22 protein-coding genes are annotated in these 20515 nt (G+C 35.6%); 5 read left to right on the top strand and 17 right to left on the bottom strand.

The window, feature by feature from the left end; translation table 11 throughout:
* The first annotated feature begins 2 nt into the window (after positions 1–2).
* Both hpt and Q8S25_RS14320 read left to right on the top strand, forming a co-directional pair.
* Positions 3–545 carry a hypoxanthine phosphoribosyltransferase gene (gene hpt, locus Q8S25_RS14325; protein ID WP_305538802.1) on the top strand — a complete coding sequence of 181 codons (543 nt, stop codon included), beginning with the start codon at positions 3–5 and terminating at the stop codon, positions 543–545.
* A gap of 47 nt (positions 546–592) precedes the next feature.
* The gene (locus Q8S25_RS14320; protein WP_305538801.1) at positions 593–2341 is read left to right on the top strand and encodes a VWA domain-containing protein; all 1749 of its coding nucleotides are present in this window, start codon (positions 593–595) and stop codon (positions 2339–2341) included.
* Here Q8S25_RS14320 and dnaJ read toward each other — a convergent pair.
* Both dnaJ and Q8S25_RS14310 read right to left on the bottom strand, forming a co-directional pair.
* Positions 2334–3503 carry a molecular chaperone DnaJ gene (gene dnaJ / locus Q8S25_RS14315; RefSeq protein ID WP_305538800.1) on the bottom strand — a complete coding sequence of 390 codons (1170 nt, stop codon included), beginning with the start codon at positions 3501–3503 and terminating at the stop codon, positions 2334–2336. The genes Q8S25_RS14320 and dnaJ overlap by 8 nt on opposite strands.
* Before the next feature lie 15 nt (positions 3504–3518).
* A complete protein-coding gene (locus Q8S25_RS14310) occupies positions 3519–4088 on the bottom strand; it encodes a nucleotide exchange factor GrpE (RefSeq protein WP_305538799.1) in 570 nt (189 codons plus the stop codon).
* A 93-nt stretch (positions 4089–4181) separates the two neighbouring features.
* Here Q8S25_RS14310 and Q8S25_RS14305 point away from each other — a divergent pair, with 93 nt between their 5' ends.
* The gene (locus tag Q8S25_RS14305; protein ID WP_305538798.1) at positions 4182–5357 is read left to right on the top strand and encodes a class I SAM-dependent rRNA methyltransferase; all 1176 of its coding nucleotides are present in this window, start codon (positions 4182–4184) and stop codon (positions 5355–5357) included.
* Between the two features lie 4 nt (positions 5358–5361).
* Here the strand turns inward: Q8S25_RS14305 and Q8S25_RS14300 are convergent, their stop codons facing one another.
* The 9 genes from Q8S25_RS14300 to rpsA all read right to left on the bottom strand — a co-directional run bounded on the left by Q8S25_RS14300 (position 5362) and on the right by rpsA (position 12307).
* Positions 5362–5721: a T9SS type A sorting domain-containing protein gene (locus tag Q8S25_RS14300; protein WP_305538797.1), complete on the bottom strand. Its 360-nt coding sequence runs from the start codon at positions 5719–5721 to the stop codon at positions 5362–5364.
* Between the two features lie 108 nt (positions 5722–5829).
* Complete coding sequence (locus Q8S25_RS14295) at positions 5830–6300, bottom strand: redoxin domain-containing protein (protein WP_305538796.1); 471 nt, start codon at positions 6298–6300, stop codon at positions 5830–5832.
* A gap of 75 nt (positions 6301–6375) precedes the next feature.
* Entirely contained in the window at positions 6376–7035 is a 660-nt protein-coding gene (locus tag Q8S25_RS14290; protein ID WP_305538795.1) for a 3-oxoacid CoA-transferase subunit B, read from the bottom strand.
* A gap of 31 nt (positions 7036–7066) precedes the next feature.
* Positions 7067–7759, bottom strand: a complete 693-nt coding sequence (locus Q8S25_RS14285; RefSeq protein WP_305538794.1) for a CoA transferase subunit A — start codon at positions 7757–7759, stop codon at positions 7067–7069.
* Positions 7759–8118, bottom strand: a complete 360-nt coding sequence (locus Q8S25_RS14280; protein ID WP_305538793.1) for a DUF4296 domain-containing protein — start codon at positions 8116–8118, stop codon at positions 7759–7761. The genes Q8S25_RS14285 and Q8S25_RS14280 overlap by 1 nt, the downstream gene beginning before the upstream one ends.
* Positions 8115–9041, bottom strand: coding sequence for a DUF4835 family protein (locus Q8S25_RS14275; protein ID WP_305538792.1), 927 nt, complete (start codon positions 9039–9041; stop codon positions 8115–8117). The genes Q8S25_RS14280 and Q8S25_RS14275 overlap by 4 nt, the downstream gene beginning before the upstream one ends.
* An 86-nt stretch (positions 9042–9127) precedes the next feature.
* Entirely contained in the window at positions 9128–9472 is a 345-nt protein-coding gene (locus tag Q8S25_RS14270) for a DNA-directed RNA polymerase subunit omega (protein ID WP_295186415.1), read from the bottom strand.
* Positions 9465–10271 carry an outer membrane protein assembly factor BamD gene (locus Q8S25_RS14265; protein WP_305538791.1) on the bottom strand — a complete coding sequence of 269 codons (807 nt, stop codon included), beginning with the start codon at positions 10269–10271 and terminating at the stop codon, positions 9465–9467. Before Q8S25_RS14265 ends, Q8S25_RS14270 begins: the two co-directional genes overlap by 8 nt.
* A 143-nt stretch (positions 10272–10414) precedes the next feature.
* Positions 10415–12307: a 30S ribosomal protein S1 gene (gene rpsA / locus Q8S25_RS14260; protein WP_305538790.1), complete on the bottom strand. Its 1893-nt coding sequence runs from the start codon at positions 12305–12307 to the stop codon at positions 10415–10417.
* Positions 12308–12484: 177 nt separating this feature from the next.
* On the opposite strand from rpsA, the gene Q8S25_RS14255 reads away from it, so the two are divergent.
* Both Q8S25_RS14255 and Q8S25_RS14250 read left to right on the top strand, forming a co-directional pair.
* Complete coding sequence (locus Q8S25_RS14255; protein WP_305538789.1) at positions 12485–12871, top strand: hypothetical protein; 387 nt, start codon at positions 12485–12487, stop codon at positions 12869–12871.
* A 37-nt stretch (positions 12872–12908) separates the two neighbouring features.
* Complete coding sequence (locus Q8S25_RS14250; protein ID WP_305538788.1) at positions 12909–13238, top strand: hypothetical protein; 330 nt, start codon at positions 12909–12911, stop codon at positions 13236–13238.
* 73 nt (positions 13239–13311) lie between these two features.
* Here the strand turns inward: Q8S25_RS14250 and Q8S25_RS14245 are convergent, their stop codons facing one another.
* From Q8S25_RS14245 to rplO, 6 genes are all read right to left on the bottom strand, one after another.
* Positions 13312–15882, bottom strand: a complete 2571-nt coding sequence (locus Q8S25_RS14245; protein WP_305538787.1) for a zinc-dependent metalloprotease — start codon at positions 15880–15882, stop codon at positions 13312–13314.
* 122 nt (positions 15883–16004) lie between these two features.
* On the bottom strand, positions 16005–16433 hold the full coding sequence (locus Q8S25_RS14240; protein WP_305538786.1) for a CBS domain-containing protein: 429 nt from the start codon (positions 16431–16433) through the stop codon (positions 16005–16007).
* Positions 16434–16513: 80 nt separating this feature from the next.
* Positions 16514–17740 carry an NAD(P)/FAD-dependent oxidoreductase gene (locus Q8S25_RS14235; protein ID WP_305538785.1) on the bottom strand — a complete coding sequence of 409 codons (1227 nt, stop codon included), beginning with the start codon at positions 17738–17740 and terminating at the stop codon, positions 16514–16516.
* 3 nt (positions 17741–17743) lie between these two features.
* On the bottom strand, positions 17744–18571 hold the full coding sequence (map, locus tag Q8S25_RS14230; protein WP_305538784.1) for a type I methionyl aminopeptidase: 828 nt from the start codon (positions 18569–18571) through the stop codon (positions 17744–17746).
* A gap of 68 nt (positions 18572–18639) precedes the next feature.
* Entirely contained in the window at positions 18640–19986 is a 1347-nt protein-coding gene (secY, locus tag Q8S25_RS14225; RefSeq protein ID WP_295186396.1) for a preprotein translocase subunit SecY, read from the bottom strand.
* 75 nt (positions 19987–20061) lie between these two features.
* The gene (rplO, locus tag Q8S25_RS14220; protein WP_305538783.1) at positions 20062–20511 is read right to left on the bottom strand and encodes a 50S ribosomal protein L15; all 450 of its coding nucleotides are present in this window, start codon (positions 20509–20511) and stop codon (positions 20062–20064) included.
* Between the last annotated feature and the right edge of the window lie 4 nt (positions 20512–20515).

Genomic DNA, 20515 nt, shown 5'->3' with positions numbered 1-20515 from the left:
GCATGGCGAATATTACTTTGTTTAATAAAACATTTGAGCCCTATTTACCCGAATCATTAATTCAAGAAAAAATTAAAGAATTAGGAGAAATTATTAGCGAAGAATACGAAGGAAAGCGCCCATTATTCATTGGTGTTTTAAATGGTTCTTTCATGTTTGCAGCTGATTTGTTTAAGCAAATCAGCATTGAGGCAGAAATTTGTTTTATTAAATTGGCTTCTTATAAGGGAACCAAGTCTACTGGAAATGTAATTACTGCAATAGGATTAGATACCGATATAAGAGACAGACATTTAATTTTATTAGAAGATATTATAGATACGGGTAAAACGATGAATGAGTTTATACCTCAATTGTATCACCAACAACCCGCTTCCATTAAAATGGCGGTTCTATTGCATAAACCAGATGCTACCATTTACCCTGTACAAATTGACTATTGTTGTTTTAGTATTCCCGACCGATTTGTACTTGGCTATGGATTGGACTATGACGGATTTGGTAGAAACCTGAAAGAAATTTATCAGCTAAAAGAAACTGAATAGTTAGCGCTAATAAGTACAAATCAGCAAGTTTTCTTAAATTGTTTAGGATGTATCGATTGCTCATCATATTGATTTCATTCTTTTACACTACTAATACTGGTGCCCAATATTATTTAAGGGGTGAAATAAAAGACAATAGAGGTAAAAAGCTTGAAGGTGTAAATATCCATTTAAAGTCTAAAGGAACTGTTCCTTTTTTCAGTGGGAAAGACGGAGATTTTGGCATTCCACTTAACAAATCAGAAGATAGTATTTTCTTATCATTACCAGGATATGAACCTACCAGAATACTGGCATATACAAGTCTATTTCAACAGATTGTTTTAGAAATGCTACCCAGTACTGCAAGACTGTACCAGAAAAATTTATCTTCTGTTATTACAGACTTAAAACCGGCAGAAACAATACAATATGCTGGGATGGGAGAAAGTTATAGCGGATTGATAGAAAATGGATTTATTAAAACCAATCAATATCCACAAACAGGTTTTTCTTTAAATATTGATAAAGCAGCATTTAGTAATATACGGCGTTTCTTAATTAATGAAATGTTTGTACCAATTGATGCGGTAAGAACGGAAGAAATGCTTAACTATTTTTCATTTGAGCATTCGAATAAAAACACTTCTCAGTTGTTTTCAATGGAATCTATTGTAACAGACTGCCCTTGGAATACCAAAAACAAATTGCTTTTAGCAAAAGTATATGCCCCAAAATTAAACCTAGAAAAAATTCCGCCTAGCAATCTTGTTTTTCTTATTGATGTATCTGGCTCTATGGATCATCCCAATCGATTATCACTTTTACAATCTGCATTTAAATTACTAACAGCTAATTTACGAAACATAGATACTATAAGCATTGTAACTTATGGAGGAAATGTTTCCATTGCGCTCTATCCCACTAGTGGTACAGAAAAAAAAATCATCAATGATGTAATAGATTCATTAAGTGCCAATGGTGATACACCAGGCGAAAATGCAATTAAAGTAGCTTATAATCTGGCTAAAGGAAGCTTTATAAAAGGGGGGAATAACCGCGTTATTTTGGCAACAGATGGCGATTTTAATGTTGGGCAGAGAACAGAGAAAGAACTTGAAGATTTAATTGTAGGCTATAAGGAATATGGAATTAGTTTAACTTGTTTGGGCGTTGGAATGGGCAATTATAAAGACAGTAAATTAGAAACCCTATCTAAAAAAGGGAATGGTAATTTTGCTTACATTGATCAGATTGCAGAAGCCGAAAAAGTACTGGTCAAGGAATTTACTTCTACCCTTTTTTCTGTTGCAAAAAATACCATTTTACAAATTGCTTTCAATAAAGAAGTCGTAACTGCTTATAGACTAATTGGATTCGACAATAAAAAAGATGCCATTTCAGATAGTTCGGCAACATTAATTGGTGGCGAAATTGGTAGCGGCCATGTATCGCTTGCACTATTCGAAATTGAATTAACACCTAATGAGATTCCCCATAAAATTGCAGAAATAAAAATAGCTTATGAATCTGCAATAAACCCATCAACACAAATACAATTGTTTCAACTTAAAAACAATTACATACCAATTGATTTGGTAGATTCTGCAACCCGGAGAGCAATTACTATAGCTGCATTTGCTGGCATACTGCGCAAATCTAAATATACCAGAGATTTTACTTACAGTGAAATAATGTCATTAGCAGCAACAGCATACAATCCCTTGAATCCAGTTCAAAATGAATTGCTTTATTTGATTCAGAAAGCAGATAAAATATATAACACATCAAAGAGAAAAAAACCTCGCATTAACTAAATGCTTCCTTTACTCTATCAAAAAAACTTTTCTCTCCTTTAACAGGATTGGGTTTAAAGTTACCGCTCGAATTAAATTTCTCTAAAGCTTGTTTTTCTTCTGCGCTTATGTTTTGAGGAGTCCAAACATTTACATTAATCAATTGGTCACCTCTATGATAGCCTTGTACTTCAGGAAATCCCTTTCCTTTTAATCTAAATATCTTTCCACTTTGCGTGCCTGCCGGAATTTTAATTTTAGCTCTACCGTCAATAGTTGGTACTTCTACTTGTGTTCCAAATACTGCATCAGGAATAGAGATATATAAATCATAGGCAACATTTAATCCGTCTCTGTGAAGTTCTTCATGTGATTCTTCTTCAATTTGAATAATCAAATCTCCATTGGATCCACCTCTTTCACCTGCATTTCCTTTACCACTCATACTCAACTGCATTCCTTCTTGAACACCTGCTGGTATTTCAATACTGATGGTTTCCTCGCCATATACACGTCCTTCTCCTTTACAAGAGCCGCACTTTGCCGTGATAGTTGTGCCTTCTCCATTACAACTCGGGCAAGTAGAAACGGTTTGCATTTGTCCTAAGAAAGTACTGGTTACTTTTCTTACCTGACCAGAACCTCCACATGTAGAACAAGACTGTGTACTATTTTTATCTTTAGCACCACTGCCTGTACAAGTAGTACAAACAACATGCTTTTTTACTTTCACATTCTTGGTTACTCCTTTGGCAATTTCTTCGTAGTTCAACTTAAGCTTAATACGTAAATTAGACCCTCTTGTACCTCGTTGTCTTCCTCCACCACCACGTTGTCTACCTCCGCCTCCAAAGAAGCTTCCAAACATATCATCACCAAAAATATCTCCGAACTGGCTGAAAATATCATCCATATTCATGCCTGCACCGCCACCATAATTTCCACCACCGGTTCCAGGACCAAATGCAGCATGACCATACCGATCGTACTTGGCTTTCTTATCTGCATCACTTAATATTTCATAAGCTTCCGCTGCTTCTTTAAACTTTTCTTCAGCTGCTTTATCACCTGGATTTCTATCAGGGTGAAATTGCATTGCCGTTTTGCGGTAAGCTTTTTTTATTTCATCAGCCGAAGCAGATTTAGATACACCTAGTATTTCGTAAAAATCTCTTTTTGCCATAAATTTTAAATTGGATTATTTTCCTACAACCACTTTAGCAAAGCGAATCAGTTTATCGTTTAAAAAATAACCCTTGGTTACTTCATCAATTACTTTACCCTTCAACTCTTCTGTAGGTGCAGGAATTTCTGTGATGGCTTCATGCTTTTCTACATCAAAATCTGTTTGAATACTTTCCATCACTTTAACGCCCTTCTGCTGTAGGTTGCTACGAAGTTTATTAAATACCAATAAAATACCTTCTTTTTGAACCGCAATATCATCATTGCCATTCAATTGCTTCTCGGCTCTATCACAATCATCCAAAACGTCAAGCAAAGAAACAATCACGTCTTTCCCAGCAGTTTGAATCAATTCTAACCTTTCTTTAGCCGTTCTTCTTCTAAAATTGTCGAATTCAGCCATTAAACGTAGGTATTTATCCTTTTGTTCTGCCAATTCTTCTTCTAATTTGGCCATTGCTGTCTCTTCTGCTACTGGTTCATTTAAATGGGCAGTTCCAGCTGCAGTTTCGTCAGCATTAATATTCATTTCTGCTGTTTTTTCGGTTGTTTCGCTATTATTCTGCAATTCTTGCTCTTCCATAGTATAAATTATTTGATAGCCTATATAGGCAATAATTTTGCCACGCAAAGAAAAGGGAAAAATTGACAGTTCTAGCCGACTTATATTTGCCAAATGATTAAGGTATACCTGAGAAAGAAAATAGCCCCAAGAATAGCGAATGGACACCCCTGGATTTATGGCAATGAAGTAGACCGAGTTGCAGGTAATCCAGCACCAGGAGAAATTGTAGAAGTAAGATTTGCCGATGGAAAACTGGCTGGAGTAGGGTACTATAATCCCCAATCACAAATTGTAGTCCGTTTGTTGAGCAGAAAAGTAGAAGAAATTAATGAAGCTTTTTTTTATCAACGAATTCTTCAAGCATGGCAATACCGCCAAAAAACAGGCTATACCGAAAACTGTAGATTGGTATTTGGTGAAGCAGATTTGTTGCCCGCTTTAATTATAGATAAATTCAACGACTATTTTGTAATTCAAACATTAGCGTTGGGAATTGATATTTGGAAACCATCCATCGTCAAAGCCATAGAGACTATTTTTAAGCCAAAAGGAATATATGAACGCAACGATGTGCCCGTTAGAACTTTAGAAGGCCTAGAACAGCAGAAAGGATTTTTATCAGCCCCATTCGACACCAATATCACCATTAACGAAAATGGATTGAAGTTTTATGTAGACATAGAGAATGGTCAAAAAACCGGGTATTTTTTAGACCAACAAGACAATAGAAGAGCTATTCAACATATTGTTAAGGGAGCAGAAGTAATGGGTGCATTCACTTACACTGGGACCTTTGAAATTCATGCAGCGCATTATGGAGCGAAATCTGTTTTAGGAATTGATATTTCTGAACAAGCAGTTGCCCAAGCCAATAAAAATGCAGCGTTAAATGGATTGGAAAAAATAGTAGAATTTAAAGCAATGAATGCATTTGATGTACTAAAAGATTGGGGGAAAGATGGACCACAGTATGATGTGGTGATGTTAGATCCACCTGCATTTACAAAGAGCCGAGAGAATATTCAAAAAGCGGTTACAGGGTATAAAGAAATTAATTTAAGGGGAATGAAACTGATACGTAATGGAGGCTTCCTCGTTACATCTAGCTGTACTAATTTGGTAAACCCAGAACTGTTTCTGCATACAATTAATGCAGCTGCTAAAGATGCACGAAAGCGAATTAAACAAGTTACATTTCAAGCACAAGCCAGTGACCACCCAATTATTTGGGGTATGGAAAATACCAACTATTTAAAATTTTTAATTGTAGAAGTTACAGATAGATAATTACTTATCTGGATACTTGAAATTTGCCCGACTCAATAATTCTTCCTGACCGATCTTTTAATTGATAGATGTACAACCCACGAAAATAATTATCATCAAAATAAATGGTCAGTTTAGTTGCATTCACTCGTTGTGAACTCATTTTTCTTCCCATAAAATTAAAAACTTCCAGGGTATATGATTTATCTACCGAAGGGTCCATTTGAAAATGGATGTATTGTGTAGCGGGGTTGGGATAAAAACGTTGGATTTTATTATCGGAATTTACAGCGGCAGCATAATCTACAGGATTACCATTCACTACAATACAACTGCAGCCAATAGCAAAGAATACCCATAAAATTGATCTGTAAAAAATCTTCATTCAACTTATTGTCTTATGAAGTTAAATAGTATTTGGGGAAATACCAAAAATACCCACGGCATTGTGTTTCAATAATTTGAAAAACAATGCCGTAGACATACAATTAAATTATAATGCAGCTAATGTTGCTTGAATTGCAGTAAAATCAGGTAAATCGCCTGGAGTAGGACAAATTTCAGCATATTGAACTACGCCTTCTTTGTCTATTACAAATGCTGCACGCTTACTCACGCCCATCATTTCAAAAGCAGGGAAAGTTTCATACAACACCCCGAATGCAGTTGCAGCTTCCTTATTGAAATCACTTAAAAGCGGGAAATTCAGGTTTTGCTCCTTACTAAATTTTTCTAAAGTAAAAAGAGAATCAACTGAAATGCCAAATACTTGTGCATTAGTATTATTGTATAATGCAATATTGTCTCTTACATTACAAAGCTCGGCAGTACAAACTCCAGTAAAAGCCAATGGGAAAAACAATAATACCACTGGTTTTCCTTGTTGTTCTGCTAAACTTACTTTTTGTTTTTCTGTATTAAACAGGGTAAACGCTGGAGCCTTTTGGCCAACTTGAATACTCATTATGATTTATTTTATGGTTTATGAATTTGTAATTATTAAACAGTTTATTCAACAAATAGTTTGGAAATTTTGCTTTTATTCAATTACCATTTCAGGTACAAAATCAGGAACAATCAATTTACCTGCAGTTTTTGCAATTATTTCTTCTACAGAAACACCAGGAGCTCGCTCTAATAATTGAAAACCATTGGGTGTGATGGTTAATACAGCCAATTCAGTCACCACTTTCTTAACACAACCTACACCAGTTAAAGGCAGGCTGCATTTAGGCAATAGTTTGCTTTCCCCCTTTGGATTGGTGTGCATCATGGCCACAATAATGTTTTTGGCACTAGCTACCAAATCCATAGCGCCTCCCATTCCTTTCACCATTTTGCCAGGTATCTTCCAATTGGCAATATCTCCCTGGTCACTTACTTCCATAGCGCCAAGTACAGTCAAATCTATTTTGCCGGCTCTAATCATACCAAAACTTTCTGCACTGTCAAAAAAAGCACCTCCATTAATAACAGTTACAGTTTCTTTTCCAGCATTAATTAAATCAGCATCAATTGCAGCTTCTTCCGGGTATGGACCCATTCCTAAAATTCCATTCTCACTTTGAAATACTACGGTGATATCTTGGGGAATATAATTGGCTACTAAAGTGGGGATACCAATTCCCAAATTCACATACATTCCATCTTTTAATTCTTTGGCTATTCGTTTAGCAATTCCAAATTTATCTAATGCCATAATATTGACTTAATTAAATGATTGTAATGAATTAAATCTTAGTAGTTCTTCGCTCGATTCTTTTTTCATAATTGCTTCCTTGAAAAATGCGGTGTATGTAAACCCCAGCTACATCTACTTCATCAGGATCAATTTCGCCAGGTTCTACCAAATGTTCCACTTCAGCAATGGTAATATTACCAGCTTTCGCCATAGATGTTGAAAAATTGCGGGTTGCTTTTCTGAACACTAAATTGCCTGCCTTATCTCCTTTCCAAGCTTTAACAATGGCAAAATCAGCGTGAATGGCTTTTTCCATCAAATACATTTTTCCGTCAAATTCTCTTACTTCTTTTCCTATGGCTATTTCTGTTCCATAACCTGCAGGTGTAAAATAGGCGGGTATACCCATTGCGGCCATTTGAATGCTTGTAGCTAAAGTTCCCTGCGGTACCAAGTCTACTTCCAATTCACCACTTAATAATTGCTTTTCAAATAAGGCATTCTCTCCTACATAACTACTTATCATTTTCTTAATTTGTTTGGTCTGTAATAATAAGCCCAAACCAAAATCGTCAACACCAGCGTTATTTGAAATACATGTTAGTTCACAAACATTGTGTTTAACCAATGCTGCAATACAGTTTTCAGGAATTCCATTCAAACCAAATCCTCCTAACATAATTATTGCACCATTTTTAATATCGGCTGTTGCTTCAATTGCATCTTTAAAAACCTTGTTCATTATTTAGTAGGTTGTGTTTTTAATAAAAGAGAAGCCCTTTGTTTGGTAGAAATAGCTTCCATTGAATCAATTAAAACTTTATACTGTTCAGGGTGTGCAGTATAGTAGGCATAGCTATCGTAAAATTTTTTTCGTTCAATACCATAACTACGAAAAACCTGGTCGTATAAACGAATATTTTCTTTCGCTAATTTATTTAAAGAATCCTTTACAGTAATTCTTATAAAATACTCATCCACTTTCATGAGATCCCACATGATTTTAGACATATCATTAATGGGAATTACCTGCTTGGGCATTTTTTCGCCAGCGCATGCAATAGCTAACACAAAAAAATATAAACCAATTCTTTTTCTCACTTTAATTCATCTTTATACTTATTCGCATTAGGTATATCTAATAGAGATAAAATTTCAATTGCTTTCAACTTTTCTTCAGCAGTCCCTTTCTTAAATACACCTATCAATTCATTCACTTTGCCTTGCATGAAAAATTGAAGTACCATCGTATTGGGATTCTCTTTATTAAATGCACTTAATTGAATTAATGCTTGTAATATATTTGCCCTTGCTTCATTTTCACTTTCAATCAACTTATCTAATCCAGACCTATAATAAGTATGTACTACGTCGTGTATAATATTGAATTTAGTATTAATCAAATTCTCATTTAACCAATACCTGTTTCTCAATCCATCAAACATTCTCCAACCCGCAATACGTTGTCCTTCCGGAGCATTGTTTACTATATTCTGTGCTTTTCTAAAATAGGGTTCCCCTGTTTTTGGAGAAAAAGAATCATAGTCCAATCCAATAATCATGTATGCATAATAAGCCAACACAGCTGTTAAATTAGCAGCAGCAGCATCAGTGCCTTGTACTCGGTTTTCATTAAATTCTACTGGTTGAAATTCAACATATTTAAACAATAATTCAGGATCAATAAAATTGACCAACGCTGCTTGATAAGACGCATTAAATACGGGCCTAGCGGCTTGTACGGTTAATGAAGCTTTATAAATATTAGGCTCAACAGCCGATTCAATATTTACAATAAAGCTGCATTCAATTTTTTCATTTTCTCTAAATACATCCCCAGTCCATTTTCTGTTATTCATGAAATTATTGAGCTGGGTTTGTAGTGTAGTAAATATTTTTCTATCTACAGTAGTTGCAACCCGCCCTGCCATTACCGTAACTTTTGCTTTTAATTCTTGGGCGTATACTGCTGTATTCAACAATGAAACAACTGCAACTATCAATAAAAACAAGTGCTTACGCATAATTAAAGTTAATTTGAACAGAAACTAAAAGTAACAAAAAACGACAGTATTATACTGTCGTTTAAATCATTTTAGAAAGAATTGGCTTATCTAAATAAGTCGGTATCAATATTTCTTCTATGGTATACTTTACCTTCCATAAACTCTGTTGTAGCCAGAATTGCAGGGTTAGGCATTTTCTCGTACGCACGGGAAATTTCAATTTGCTCCTTATTTTCATGAATTTCTTCTAAGCTATCAGTATGGCTTGCAAACTCTTCTAGCTTATTATGCAATTCTTCGCGTAGGGAAATATTGATCTGATTGGCTCTTCTTGCAATAATAGCAATTGATTCATACAGATTACCTGTTTTCTCTTTTATGGAGATTAGGCTTTTGGTTTCTACCACACTAGCGGTGTTGGCACTCATTTGCCTTCTTAATTTACTCATTTTTTCCCGTTTTTTTAAGTATGTTAAGGGTTTGTGTTTTATACTTGCTAACTTCTTCTAAAAATTTACTATCAGTGAAACGATCCGCAAATTCATTGCACTCAGAAATCACTTTTTCGTAACGCTCTTTTTGTTTTTCCTCATAACTCATTTCAGCATACTTGAAGTACGACTTAATCATGAGCACCTTGTATTCATCTGACTTTTTAGAATCAGGAAAATTATCTGCTACATTACTAAAAGCAATTGCAGCTGCTTTATAAAATCCCAAATTATAATACAACTCAGCACTTAGAAATTCCTTACGCTCTAATTTCTCTCTGCACAAATCAATAATGTCCGTTGCTTCTTTTACTCTATTAGAAGTAGGATGCGTACTAATGAATGCCTGCATTAAACCCATCGTTTTAGTAGTATTAGTTTGATCTAATTCTACCTTAGGAGATTGTTTATAAAAGCAATAAGCCCGCATGTATTCGCAGTCTTGACTTTTAGTGCTTGCAGGAAAGTTTTCTACAAAGCTTTTAAACATATTTTCCGCGTTCAGGTAATCCTTAATGTAGTAATATGAATAGGCGTATTTGTAATACAAATCTTCATACCGCTGGGTACCTTTTAAATACGGAAATATATCTTCAAAGAGCCTTAATGCTTCCTGGTACTTTTTGTTGGCATAGTACTGCTCGGCCATTTTGTACTTATACTCATAATCCTTGCTCTTCATTATTTTAGCAAACTTTGTAGTGCAAGACGAAGCCAAGAAAACGGTCAACAATAAAATAGTTACAATTCTACCCATAGAAGTTGGCGAAATTACGTATAAAATAGCAATTTAAGAAGGGTTTTTCTCAAGTTGATGGTACCGGGCGTTAATTAATAGCTAAAAAGGCCGTCCAGCGTTTTACAACCGGACAGCCTTTTCTATTACAACTTCAGGTGATATTACTTAGTATCACCCTCTCCTTCCTGCAATTTAGCCTTGATTTCAGCAAGAGCGCCTAAATCTCCAAGGGTAGCTTTTTCAACTTTAGCCTGGATATTTTTAACCGCTTTCTTAGTGTTATCAGATTCAGCTTTCGCTTCTTTCTTCGCTGCTTCTTTTTCTTCAGCAATATGCTGCTCCCAAATACGAGCGTGGCTTAAAACAATGCGCTTTTCGTTGCGATCAAATTCAATTACTACAAATTGTGCAGTTTCATCAGCTTTAACCTGAGTACCATCTTCTTTGTTTAAATGACGGTTAGGAGCAAAACCTTCTAAACCATATTGTAATTGAACCAATGCACCTTTATCATCCTTACGGGTAACAGTACCCTCATGGATAGATCCAATTGCAAATGTTTCTTCTAAAGAATTCCAAGGATCTTCTTCTAGTTGCTTATGACCTAACTGAAGCTTGCGGTTTTCTTTATCGATACTTAAAATGATAATATCAATTTGATCAGCTACTTTGGTATAATCAGTTGGGTGATTAAAACGCTTCAACCAGCTTAAGTCGCTAATATGAATCATTCCACCAATTCCTGGCTCTAGCTCAACAAATACACCGTAAGGAGTAATGTTTTTTACTAAACCTTTGTGCTTGCTGTTCTCAGGGAATTTATTTTCGATGGTATTCCAAGGATCTTGAGTCATTTGCTTAATGCTCAAGCTCATTTTACGAGCATCCTTATCTAGAGTAACCACTTTAGCTTCATGCTCATCTCCTAATTTGAAGAATTCTTTTGCATTAATTGGTGTGTTAGCCCAAGTGATTTCAGATACGTGCACTAAACCTTCAACACCAGGTTGAATTTCTAAGAATGCACCATAATCTTCAATATTTACTACTTTACCTTTAACAACAGAACCTTCAGCCAATCCTTCTGGTAATACATCCCATGGGTGTGGAGTCAATTGTTTTAGTCCTAGGCTGATGCGTTTTTTATCGTCATCAAAGTCTAATACAACCACTTGTAATTTCTGATCCATCTTAACCACTTCACTTGGGTGAGAAATTCTACCCCAAGAAATATCGGTGATATACAATAAACCATCTAAACCACCTAAGTCCATGAATGCACCAAAGTCGGTAATGTTTTTAACAATACCTTCTAGTACTTGACCCTTCTCTAACTTACTCATGATTTCTGCACGTTGTGCTTCAATATCACTTTCAATTAATGCTTTATGAGATACAACAGCGTTCTTAATAGTTTCGTTAATCTTCACTACTTTAAACTCCATTGTTTTACCAACAAACTGATCGTAATCAGTTACAGGCTTCACATCAATTTGAGATCCTGGCAAGAATGTTTCCATACCAAACACATCTACAATCAATCCACCTTTGGTTTTGCTGGTAACAGTACCTGTTACAACTTCACCGGTTTTGTGAACTTCCACAATTCTTTCCCAAGCACGGTAAATACGAGCAGACTTGCGGCTTAAGTGAAGATTACCAGAGCGGTCTTCTTTTTCTACCACCATTACTTCTACCTCATCACCTACTGCCAATCCTGGCAAATCACGGAATTCATTTAAAGAAACCAAACCATCGCTCTTAAATCCAATGTTTACTACAACATCGGTTTTAGTTAAAGCAACAACGCTACCGTTGATGATTTCGCCATCTTCAATTTGAATAAAAGTGTTGTCGTACACTTTGTCATACTTTACACGCTCTGATTCTGCATAGTGACTAACATTTCTTTTGTCAATAGTCCAATCGAAATCGTCGTGAGCGGTAACTACTTCAGGTGCATTTGTTGTCGCAGTAGGAACAGTAACGGCTTCTTCTGAAGCGGCAACGTTCTCCTGAGCATCTGCGTTTAGTTGTTTGTTAAATAAGATCATACAATAACCCGATGGTTTTAATCGGGGTGCAAAGTTAATCAAAGTTCCCAAATTTTACCCTATAAAAGCCCTAAAATACTTGCCAGCTATTGCATTTGTATTAATTTTTACTTATTTTAGTAGTCCAATGACCATTTTCTTATGAAAATTAAACCGCTATTCCTATTATTAGGGTGCATGATCGGTGTTTTTTCTTATGCACAATCTTACGACCCAAGGGTTGAAAAAGCCATGCGTGCCCAAAAAAAAGCCATGGAAGCCCAAATACTTGCAAATAAAGCTGAAAGAGCCAAAGCTATGTCAATGGGCAAAAAGGCAAAAAATATAGGCCCTGTTTTAACGGATGCTGAAAAAGCTAAAAGAAATAAAGAAAATATGGACCGCATTCGTAAGCGGATGCAGTTTCTTCAAAACAACGCCAGCAATACCAACCCTGAAGCTAAATACAGAGCTGGACCAGGTGGTGCGGCAGAAAGAATTGGTTCACCTGGATATAAAACTCCTTCTAATAATATAGAAAGAAAAGAAGCTAGGATTGCCCAAACTTATCCCAAAAGATATTAAACCCATTTCTGTATTTTAGTTGGTAAATAATTCAACTATGTATCGATTTTGCATCCCGCTAATTTTAGTGGCATCCTTTTTTTTGCCCGTTCAAGCACAACAAAAAAGCCAACGTACTGAAGACATCAAGAAAATTCAATCCTTTCAAAAAGGCATTAAACCAAATGGGAAAAATGATGAGGTCTTACATCCCACTAAATCGGATGGAACTATGGACATGCGCTACAAAGCCAATAAAGAAAAATTGAATGCTATTGCACCAGGACCAAGAAAAGCAGATGGTACCCCAGATATGCGTTATAAAGAAAATAAACAATTGGTAAAACCAACCGCTAAAAAAACAGCATCAACAAAGAAAAAACAATAATACAAAAGCTTTGCATAAAAAGAAATCCCGTTCCGATAAATCGGAACGGGATTTTATATTTGATCTATTCAAATTAATCAGCCTTTAAAGCTTTATCTATCAAGAACAGCAAATGAGCTCTATGTGCTTTGGTATCCTCATTTGGTGAAACCGCCGCAGCCAATTTTGTTCTCAACTTTTTCAGAGTATACAATGCAGCAGACTTTGATACTTCATCCAATGTAGAATTAGGCGCAATTAATCCTACCGCACCCTTTACAAAACTGATTTGTATATATCTGCGATACACGTTTACATTGGCATTGATATCTGCATCAAAAATTCCTTTTACTAAATCACTCATAATATCAACCACACTGTATTCATTTCCATACAAGCGAGTATTATTAACTCTTTGCAGTGTAATTGGATTTAAGATATGTGCCAATGCACCATTAACTTGTAAACCTAAGAAAGTATTAGACACTTTGAAATCTTCTCCGTTTCCAGGTTGATTAAACCCTCTACGTTGCATTTGTAGGTAAGGAAACAATTGGGTGTCGGCTTCAAATGCATTCGGAGCAAATACATATTTGTTTAACACATCCATCGCCTTTTTTTGTGTTGCAAAAGGAGTAGGTGTATAAGGCTTATTAGTAGAATTTTGCTCAGGGAAACTTCTATCAATATAAACACCACCAATATAACGGCTCACGGCATTGATTTGACCACTTCTTTGACCCTGCAACATTAAATATCTATTGCGAAGCTCAGCATAAGATTGACCAGGCTTGGTATATTTTTGAATCAATTTACCCATTATATTATTTACCAACTTAAATCTATCCTCTGCATATGCAACAGCATCGTTACTCATATCGTTAACATTGATACGAGGATCAATTGCTTTACCCGGCGCACGCATATCATCCCCATCATTACCGAATGCCAATTTAGGATCGGTACTCTTAGATAAGATTTTGGTGAGCATTGCTTCTTCTTCTGTTTCATTAAAAGGAGTATATCCAAATTCAATAGCCCAAATATCATAAGGACCTGCTTTGGTTGTATAATAATCTCCTTGCTTAGACCTGTCTAAAGAAACGTTGATTGCCGGATAATCCATCACCGAACCAATCAAACCAATTTTACGAGTAATAGACTTGTTATGCACTTCTGTTGGAGACAACATTTGGCTACTCTTCATATTGTGGTTTAATCCAAGTGTATGCCCCATTTCATGCATGATTAAATAAATTAGAAATTGCTGGTGCATTTCTTTTATTTCTGCAGCACTAGCATCCATGGTTTCTAATGTAGTTAAGCCAGCAGTGTATTGCATTTTTAATTCTGATCCAATATTGCAATTATACAAATGTTGGTGCTCCATTCCTGGAAATACCAATTGTGGCATAGAAGGACCATTAAACAATTCATCACTAATTGGAGTTGCACTTCCAGAATACCATTCAACGGTAATATCAGAACCCAAAATTTGACCTGTTCTTGGATTCACAAAACTTGGCCCAATTGCTCCATAGGAAGGTTGAGCAGAAGATACCCATCTAATTACATTATAACGAATATCAGCAGGGTTCCACTTAGCATCATCGGGCATGATGTTCATTTGCACGGCGTTTTTAAACCCTGCTTTTTCAAATGCTTCATTCCACTTTAAGCCTGCATCAACAATTGTTTGACGGTATTCTAAAGGCGTAGTGTTCTCTACCCAAAAAACAATGGGTTCTACAGGCTCACTTATTGCAGCAGATGGGTCTTTCTTTTTCAAAAACCAACGATTAATCATGTCTTTATAAGGAGTTACACCAACACTAGTCATATTGGTACGTTGCTGCATAAAATAACCCACTCTAGGATCATCTCTTCTTGCCCTAAAATCATTTTTAGGCATTTCTAAAAAGCTATGCTGCATTCTAACCCGAACATATCTTGGATCCACTACATCTGGACCACCTGATGCCAATGTTGTAGGATTATCGTATGATAAGTCTACAACAATATCCGTATTGTTTGGATAAGATCGGATGTCTACATATTTTGATTTGGTAAGATTTAAGCCGCCTAAGTTAAAGGTGAACATGGCCATAGGACTCGGTGCCATTTGAGGTTTAACCGGATCCATTTTTTCAGTAAGAAACAAACCATCCACACTAACTAAGTATCCATTTTCGTCTTCTACACTAAACTTATCATTAAAGAATACCGCTTCTGGTTTATCTACATTAGCAGATTTACTAACGGGATTATTTGGGTCATAATAAAAGTTGGTATTTACTTCAGAAAACTCTAGTTTGTCAAAAGCTCTTTTTATTTTATAAACCGCAGTACTTCTATGCATACTTTGATTTAAAAATAAAGTGGTAGGGCCACTGATAGAAAAGCTCTGATAAATAAACTCTTTCTCTAATTGATCTTTGCGGATATACATTTGTAAGCTTCCAGTTACCGTATCTTGGTAAACAGTAAATAACCCTTCAATTTTTTTATTGCCTTTTGTTTTATCGGCAACAGTTGGCTTTTTTGGAGCAGCGGGTTTGGTGGTATCAGCTGCAGGCTTTGCAGCTGGGGTTGGCGGTTGTTGTGCATGAACCATTGTAGTAACTCCTACTAAAAGCAATGCAGTGCCCAAGAAGTATCTTTTCATATAATTTGTTTAGAATTTACAAAATATGCATTCTGTTAACAAAAAAGAATGAATTAACAGAATGTTTTATAATTGGTAAAAAACACCTAGTTGAAGTAAATAAACAGGTACGAATGGAATTATTAAGATTGAAGATAATTCTCCAATTGAGTAATTGTTTCCTTCTGAATTAAAATGGTTTCAGTTACCACATCATTCATACTAACAATTCCTGCCAACTTATTGTCTACCATTACTGGTAAATACCGAATATGTCTGGCACTCATCAACTGCATACAATGTTCAATAGAATCAGTCATTGCAACAGCAGGAAAATCGGCACTCATGATTTCGCTTACTGGCGTTTTGGTGGAATTCCGCCCCATTAAAATAACTTTTCGTGAATAGTCTCTTTCTGTAAGGATGCCTAAAAATTGATCATTCTCTGAAACAACAACAGAGCCAATATTTTTCTCTGCCATCATTTTCAATGCGTCTATAACAGACGTGTTTGGGCTAACACTGGCAACATTGGTGCCTTTTCTAGCAAGGATATTACTTACTTTACTCATAGGGTAATTTTCTAGCTATAAGTTAAGACATTTATTTTTAAAATGCAATACTTGCTGCTAAAAAGGGAATTTCCTAAAACTTATTGAGCCGATTGTGCAATTGCGGTTGCTGCATTGAAGCCGCTAGTCCAAGCATGCTGAAAATTAAATCCACCAGTAATTCCATCAACATCCATTACTTCACCCGCAAAATACAAGCCTGGAACCAATTTACTTTCCATGGTTTGAGGATGAATATTCGAAAGCTGCACTCCTCCACTAGTAACAAACTCTTCTTTAAATGTTGTTTTACCATTAATATCGAAAACATGACTCGTAAGTAGTTGAATCAATTTGTTTTGATTTGCAGCTTTAATTTCGCCCCATCTAGTATCTGCAGAAATACCTGCCTCATCTAATAGAAAATGCCATAACCTTGCAGGCAAAGCAAATGGATATTTGCTGCCTATTTTGTTTGCAGAAAATTGCTCTCGATAAAATGACCAATCCAATCTTAATAATGCATCAGTGGTTTCACCTAACCAATTTACTTGAATAGAAAATTGATAACCCATATTGGCCAATTGCCTTGCACCCCATGCAGACAATTTTAATACAACAGGACCACTTAGTCCCCAATGGGTAATCAATAAAGCCCCTTGTTCTTTTAATTTGGTTCCACTTATTTTAATTACAGCATTGCCAACAGATAGTCCCATTAATGAAGTAATGGGATGCTTGGGCATATTAAAAGTAAAAAGTGATGGTACGGGCGATTGTATGGCATGTCCTAATTGACTAATCCAATTAAACATTTCCATCTTGGGTAATCCACCTGAAGCAATACAGATATAATCTGCTTCAATTAGTCCTAATTTATTCGTTTCAATCTGAAATTTAGTATCCAGTTTAGTGATTTTTTTTACCTCAGTTTGCATTTCAATTTTGACTTTAAATTGATCTGCTTCTTTTAACAAACACGCTATAATAGTTTCAGAATTATTACTTACAGGAAACATTCTACCATCAGCTTCTGCATGCAATTCAACGCCACGGTTGGCAAACCACTCTATAGTATGATGTGTATTAAATTGGTAAAATGCTTTTTTTAAAAACTGTTCACCTCTTGGATATTTTTTTACCAGTTCAGGTATTTCAAAAAGCTGATGTGTTGTATTGCATCTTCCTCCACCACTAACTTTAACTTTAGATAAAAGCTTATTTGATTTTTCTAAAATGGTAACTTTAAGATTTGGATTTAATCTTGCGGCATTCACTGCACAAAAAAAACCTGCAGCACCTCCACCAATCACAATAAGGTTTTTCATTCGCTATGAATAATAACTGGTATTCAAATTTGGATTGGATTTCTCAGCAGCTTCAATGATACTATAATCAGATAAAATAAGTGCTTTGTTGCGCTTCACACATACATCGTGTTCAAAGTGAACAGAAGGCTTGCCATCCCTTGTTCTAACTGTCCAACCGTCATCATCGGTATATACCTCTCGTGAACCTAAATTAATCATTGGCTCAATTGCCAATACTAAATTCTCTTTTAATTTAGGACCAGATCCTCTTTTACCATAATTAGGCATTTGAGGATCTTCATGTAAACTTCTTCCAAGTCCATGACCTACCAACTCCCTAACAACACCATACCCATTTTTAATTTCGGTATGTTCTTGAATTGCATATGCAATATCTCCAATGCGATTGTTTACGATCGCTTTCTCTATTCCTTTATACAAAGACTCTTTTGTTACTTTAACCAAATTGATAGCGTCTAAATCCGCGTCACCCATAATAAAAGTATAAGCGTGATCGCCATGCCAACCATTGAGTATTACGCCCATATCAATTGAAACAATATCCCCATTCTTTAAAGGAATTTCGTTTGGAAAACCATGCACCACCACATCATTCACCGATGCACAAATAGTAAATGGATATCCTCTGTAATTTAAAAAAGAAGAAATGGCATTGTGTTGCTTAATAAAATCTGAACATAATTTATCTATTTGCAATGTAGTCATACCAGGCTTAAGCACTTTAGCTACTTCGGTAAGTGTTTTACTCACCAACATAGCAGCATCTTTCATTAGTGCAATTTCCGATTCAGTTTTATAGATAATCATTTCTTTATTTCTTCTGGTCATTTGTAATAAAAAGTAAACCTGTTTAGCAATGCCAAACAGGTTTACAAAGTTCGTTGTTTTATTTGATATTAGATAGTAGTACTAGTTACACCTTGTCTTCCTTGAACTCTACCGCTATTCATTAATCCATCGTATTGACGCATTAACAAATACGTTTCAATTTGTTGCAAAGTATCTAAAACTACACCAACCATAATTAGTAGTGAGGTACCTCCAAAGAATGTACTGAAACCTTGGGTAACACCTAATCTTTGAGCAAAACCAGGAAGAATACCTACCAATGCTAAGAATATAGCACCAGGCAAAGTTATTTTATCCATAATTGCACCAATATAATCTGCAGTTGGTTGACCAGGCTTAACACCAGGTACAAATCCATTATTACGTTTTAAATCTTCAGCAATTTGCTTAGGATTGAAAATAAGTGCTGTGTAAAGGAAAGTGAATCCAATTACCATTACAGAGTATATTAACATATACCAAGCATTACTATGGTCATTGAAAATTTTAACAATCCCAGATGCAGAATCCAAATTAGTGAATGAAACTAAAGTTGGAAGGAACATAATTGCTTGCGCAAAAATGATTGGCATAACCCCTGCACTATTTACTTTAACAGGTAAGAATTGACGGGCTCCACCAAATTGTCTGCTGCCAATAATTTGTTTGGCATAGTTAACTGGTATTTTCCTAACACCTTGCACCAAAATAATTAGTCCCATAATTATGGAAACCAATACAGCAATTTCAATCAAGAATATTAATAAACCACCACCGCCACTAACACCTTTGGCACCAAACTCCTGTATGATGCTTTGAGGAAGGCGGGCTAAGATACCTACCATAATGATGATAGAAGTACCATTACCCAATCCTTTGTCTTGGATTCTTTCACCTAACCACATTACAAATAAAGTACCAGCAGTTAAAGTTACTACAGTAGAAAACCAGAAAAATGGCTTGTATGCAGGTAAAATTGCTTCAGCATAACCAGGACTATTTAAGTAAGCAACATATGCACCTGCTTGAAATAGTGTTACAATTACTGTTAAGTAACGTGTCCACTGGTTAATTTTTTTACGTCCACTCTCCCCCTCTTTTTGAACTTTTTGTAATTGAGGAACTAAAATTGTCATCAATTGCATAAAGATAGAAGCAGAGATATAAGGCATGATACCTAATGCAAGTATTGATGCTTGAGAAAAAGCACCACCCGCAAACATATCAAATATGCCTAGCAATCCATTACTCTTTGCAGAGTTGGCAGCAGCTTCAATTTTATTAGGATCAATACCCGGTAAAACGATGTGCGTACCAAAACGATAAGTTAACACCAAAGCAAGGGTTACGATAATTTTATTTCGTAATTCTTCAATGGTCCAAATATTCCTAAAAGTTTGAACTAATTTTTTCACTTCACTAAATTAAATGGCGTTATAACTTAAAACCAAAAGACGCATACACGATGCGTCTGGCAAATTACGTTAAAATTATTTGATAATCTCAACAGTTCCGCCTGCAGCTTCAATAGCAGTTTTTGCTTTTTCGCTGATGGCGTTAATTTTGAAACTGAGTTTTGATTTCAGCTCGCCATTACCTAATACTTTAACATTATCTGTACGGCTGATTAAACCGTTGATGTATAAATTCTCTAAAGAAATTTCAGTGAAACCGTATTTCTCTACCAACTGATCTAATTGACCAAGGTTGAATACCTTGTACTCTACTCTATTGATATTCTTAAATCCACGCTTAGGAATACGACGCTGAATTGGCATTTGACCACCTTCGTGAGCCATTTTACTTTTGTAACCAGCACGGCTTTGACCACCTTTGTTACCTTTTGTAGATGTACCACCTTTACCAGATGCTTCACCACGACCTATTCTTTTCTCTCTTTTTACAGAACCTTCAGCAGGTTTTAAATTGTGTAGTTTCATGTTA

Source organism: Sediminibacterium sp., assembly GCF_030695065.1.
Lineage (GTDB): Bacteria > Bacteroidota > Bacteroidia > Chitinophagales > Chitinophagaceae > Sediminibacterium.
Note: the sequence above shows the minus strand (reverse complement) of the source record. Positions and strands in the feature narration are given on the sequence as shown.

Excerpts from the sequence above, each read along its gene's own strand:
- Q8S25_RS14300 (WP_305538797.1), bottom strand. The coding sequence starts at position 5,721 with ATGAAGATTTTTTACAGATCAATTTTATGGGTATTCTTTGCTATTGGC.
- Q8S25_RS14245 (WP_305538787.1), bottom strand. The coding sequence starts at position 15,882 with ATGAAAAGATACTTCTTGGGCACTGCATTGCTTTTAGTAGGAGTTACT.
- Q8S25_RS14290 (WP_305538795.1), bottom strand. The coding sequence starts at position 7,035 with ATGGCATTAGATAAATTTGGAATTGCTAAACGAATAGCCAAAGAATTA.
- Q8S25_RS14270 (WP_295186415.1), bottom strand. The coding sequence starts at position 9,472 with ATGAGTAAATTAAGAAGGCAAATGAGTGCCAACACCGCTAGTGTGGTA.
- rplO (WP_305538783.1), bottom strand. The coding sequence starts at position 20,511 with ATGAAACTACACAATTTAAAACCTGCTGAAGGTTCTGTAAAAAGAGAG.
- hpt (WP_305538802.1), top strand. The coding sequence starts at position 3 with ATGGCGAATATTACTTTGTTTAATAAAACATTTGAGCCCTATTTACCC.
- Q8S25_RS14250 (WP_305538788.1), top strand. The coding sequence starts at position 12,909 with ATGTATCGATTTTGCATCCCGCTAATTTTAGTGGCATCCTTTTTTTTG.
- Q8S25_RS14285 (WP_305538794.1), bottom strand. The coding sequence starts at position 7,759 with ATGAACAAGGTTTTTAAAGATGCAATTGAAGCAACAGCCGATATTAAA.
- Q8S25_RS14320 (WP_305538801.1), top strand. The coding sequence starts at position 593 with ATGTATCGATTGCTCATCATATTGATTTCATTCTTTTACACTACTAAT.
- Q8S25_RS14240 (WP_305538786.1), bottom strand. The coding sequence starts at position 16,433 with ATGAGTAAAGTAAGTAATATCCTTGCTAGAAAAGGCACCAATGTTGCC.
- Q8S25_RS14295 (WP_305538796.1), bottom strand. The coding sequence starts at position 6,300 with ATGAGTATTCAAGTTGGCCAAAAGGCTCCAGCGTTTACCCTGTTTAAT.
- map (WP_305538784.1), bottom strand. The coding sequence starts at position 18,571 with ATGACCAGAAGAAATAAAGAAATGATTATCTATAAAACTGAATCGGAA.
- Q8S25_RS14310 (WP_305538799.1), bottom strand. The coding sequence starts at position 4,088 with ATGGAAGAGCAAGAATTGCAGAATAATAGCGAAACAACCGAAAAAACA.
- Q8S25_RS14305 (WP_305538798.1), top strand. The coding sequence starts at position 4,182 with ATGATTAAGGTATACCTGAGAAAGAAAATAGCCCCAAGAATAGCGAAT.
- Q8S25_RS14275 (WP_305538792.1), bottom strand. The coding sequence starts at position 9,041 with ATGCGTAAGCACTTGTTTTTATTGATAGTTGCAGTTGTTTCATTGTTG.
- rpsA (WP_305538790.1), bottom strand. The coding sequence starts at position 12,307 with ATGATCTTATTTAACAAACAACTAAACGCAGATGCTCAGGAGAACGTT.
- Q8S25_RS14235 (WP_305538785.1), bottom strand. The coding sequence starts at position 17,740 with ATGAAAAACCTTATTGTGATTGGTGGAGGTGCTGCAGGTTTTTTTTGT.
- Q8S25_RS14265 (WP_305538791.1), bottom strand. The coding sequence starts at position 10,271 with ATGGGTAGAATTGTAACTATTTTATTGTTGACCGTTTTCTTGGCTTCG.
- dnaJ (WP_305538800.1), bottom strand. The coding sequence starts at position 3,503 with ATGGCAAAAAGAGATTTTTACGAAATACTAGGTGTATCTAAATCTGCT.
- Q8S25_RS14255 (WP_305538789.1), top strand. The coding sequence starts at position 12,485 with ATGATCGGTGTTTTTTCTTATGCACAATCTTACGACCCAAGGGTTGAA.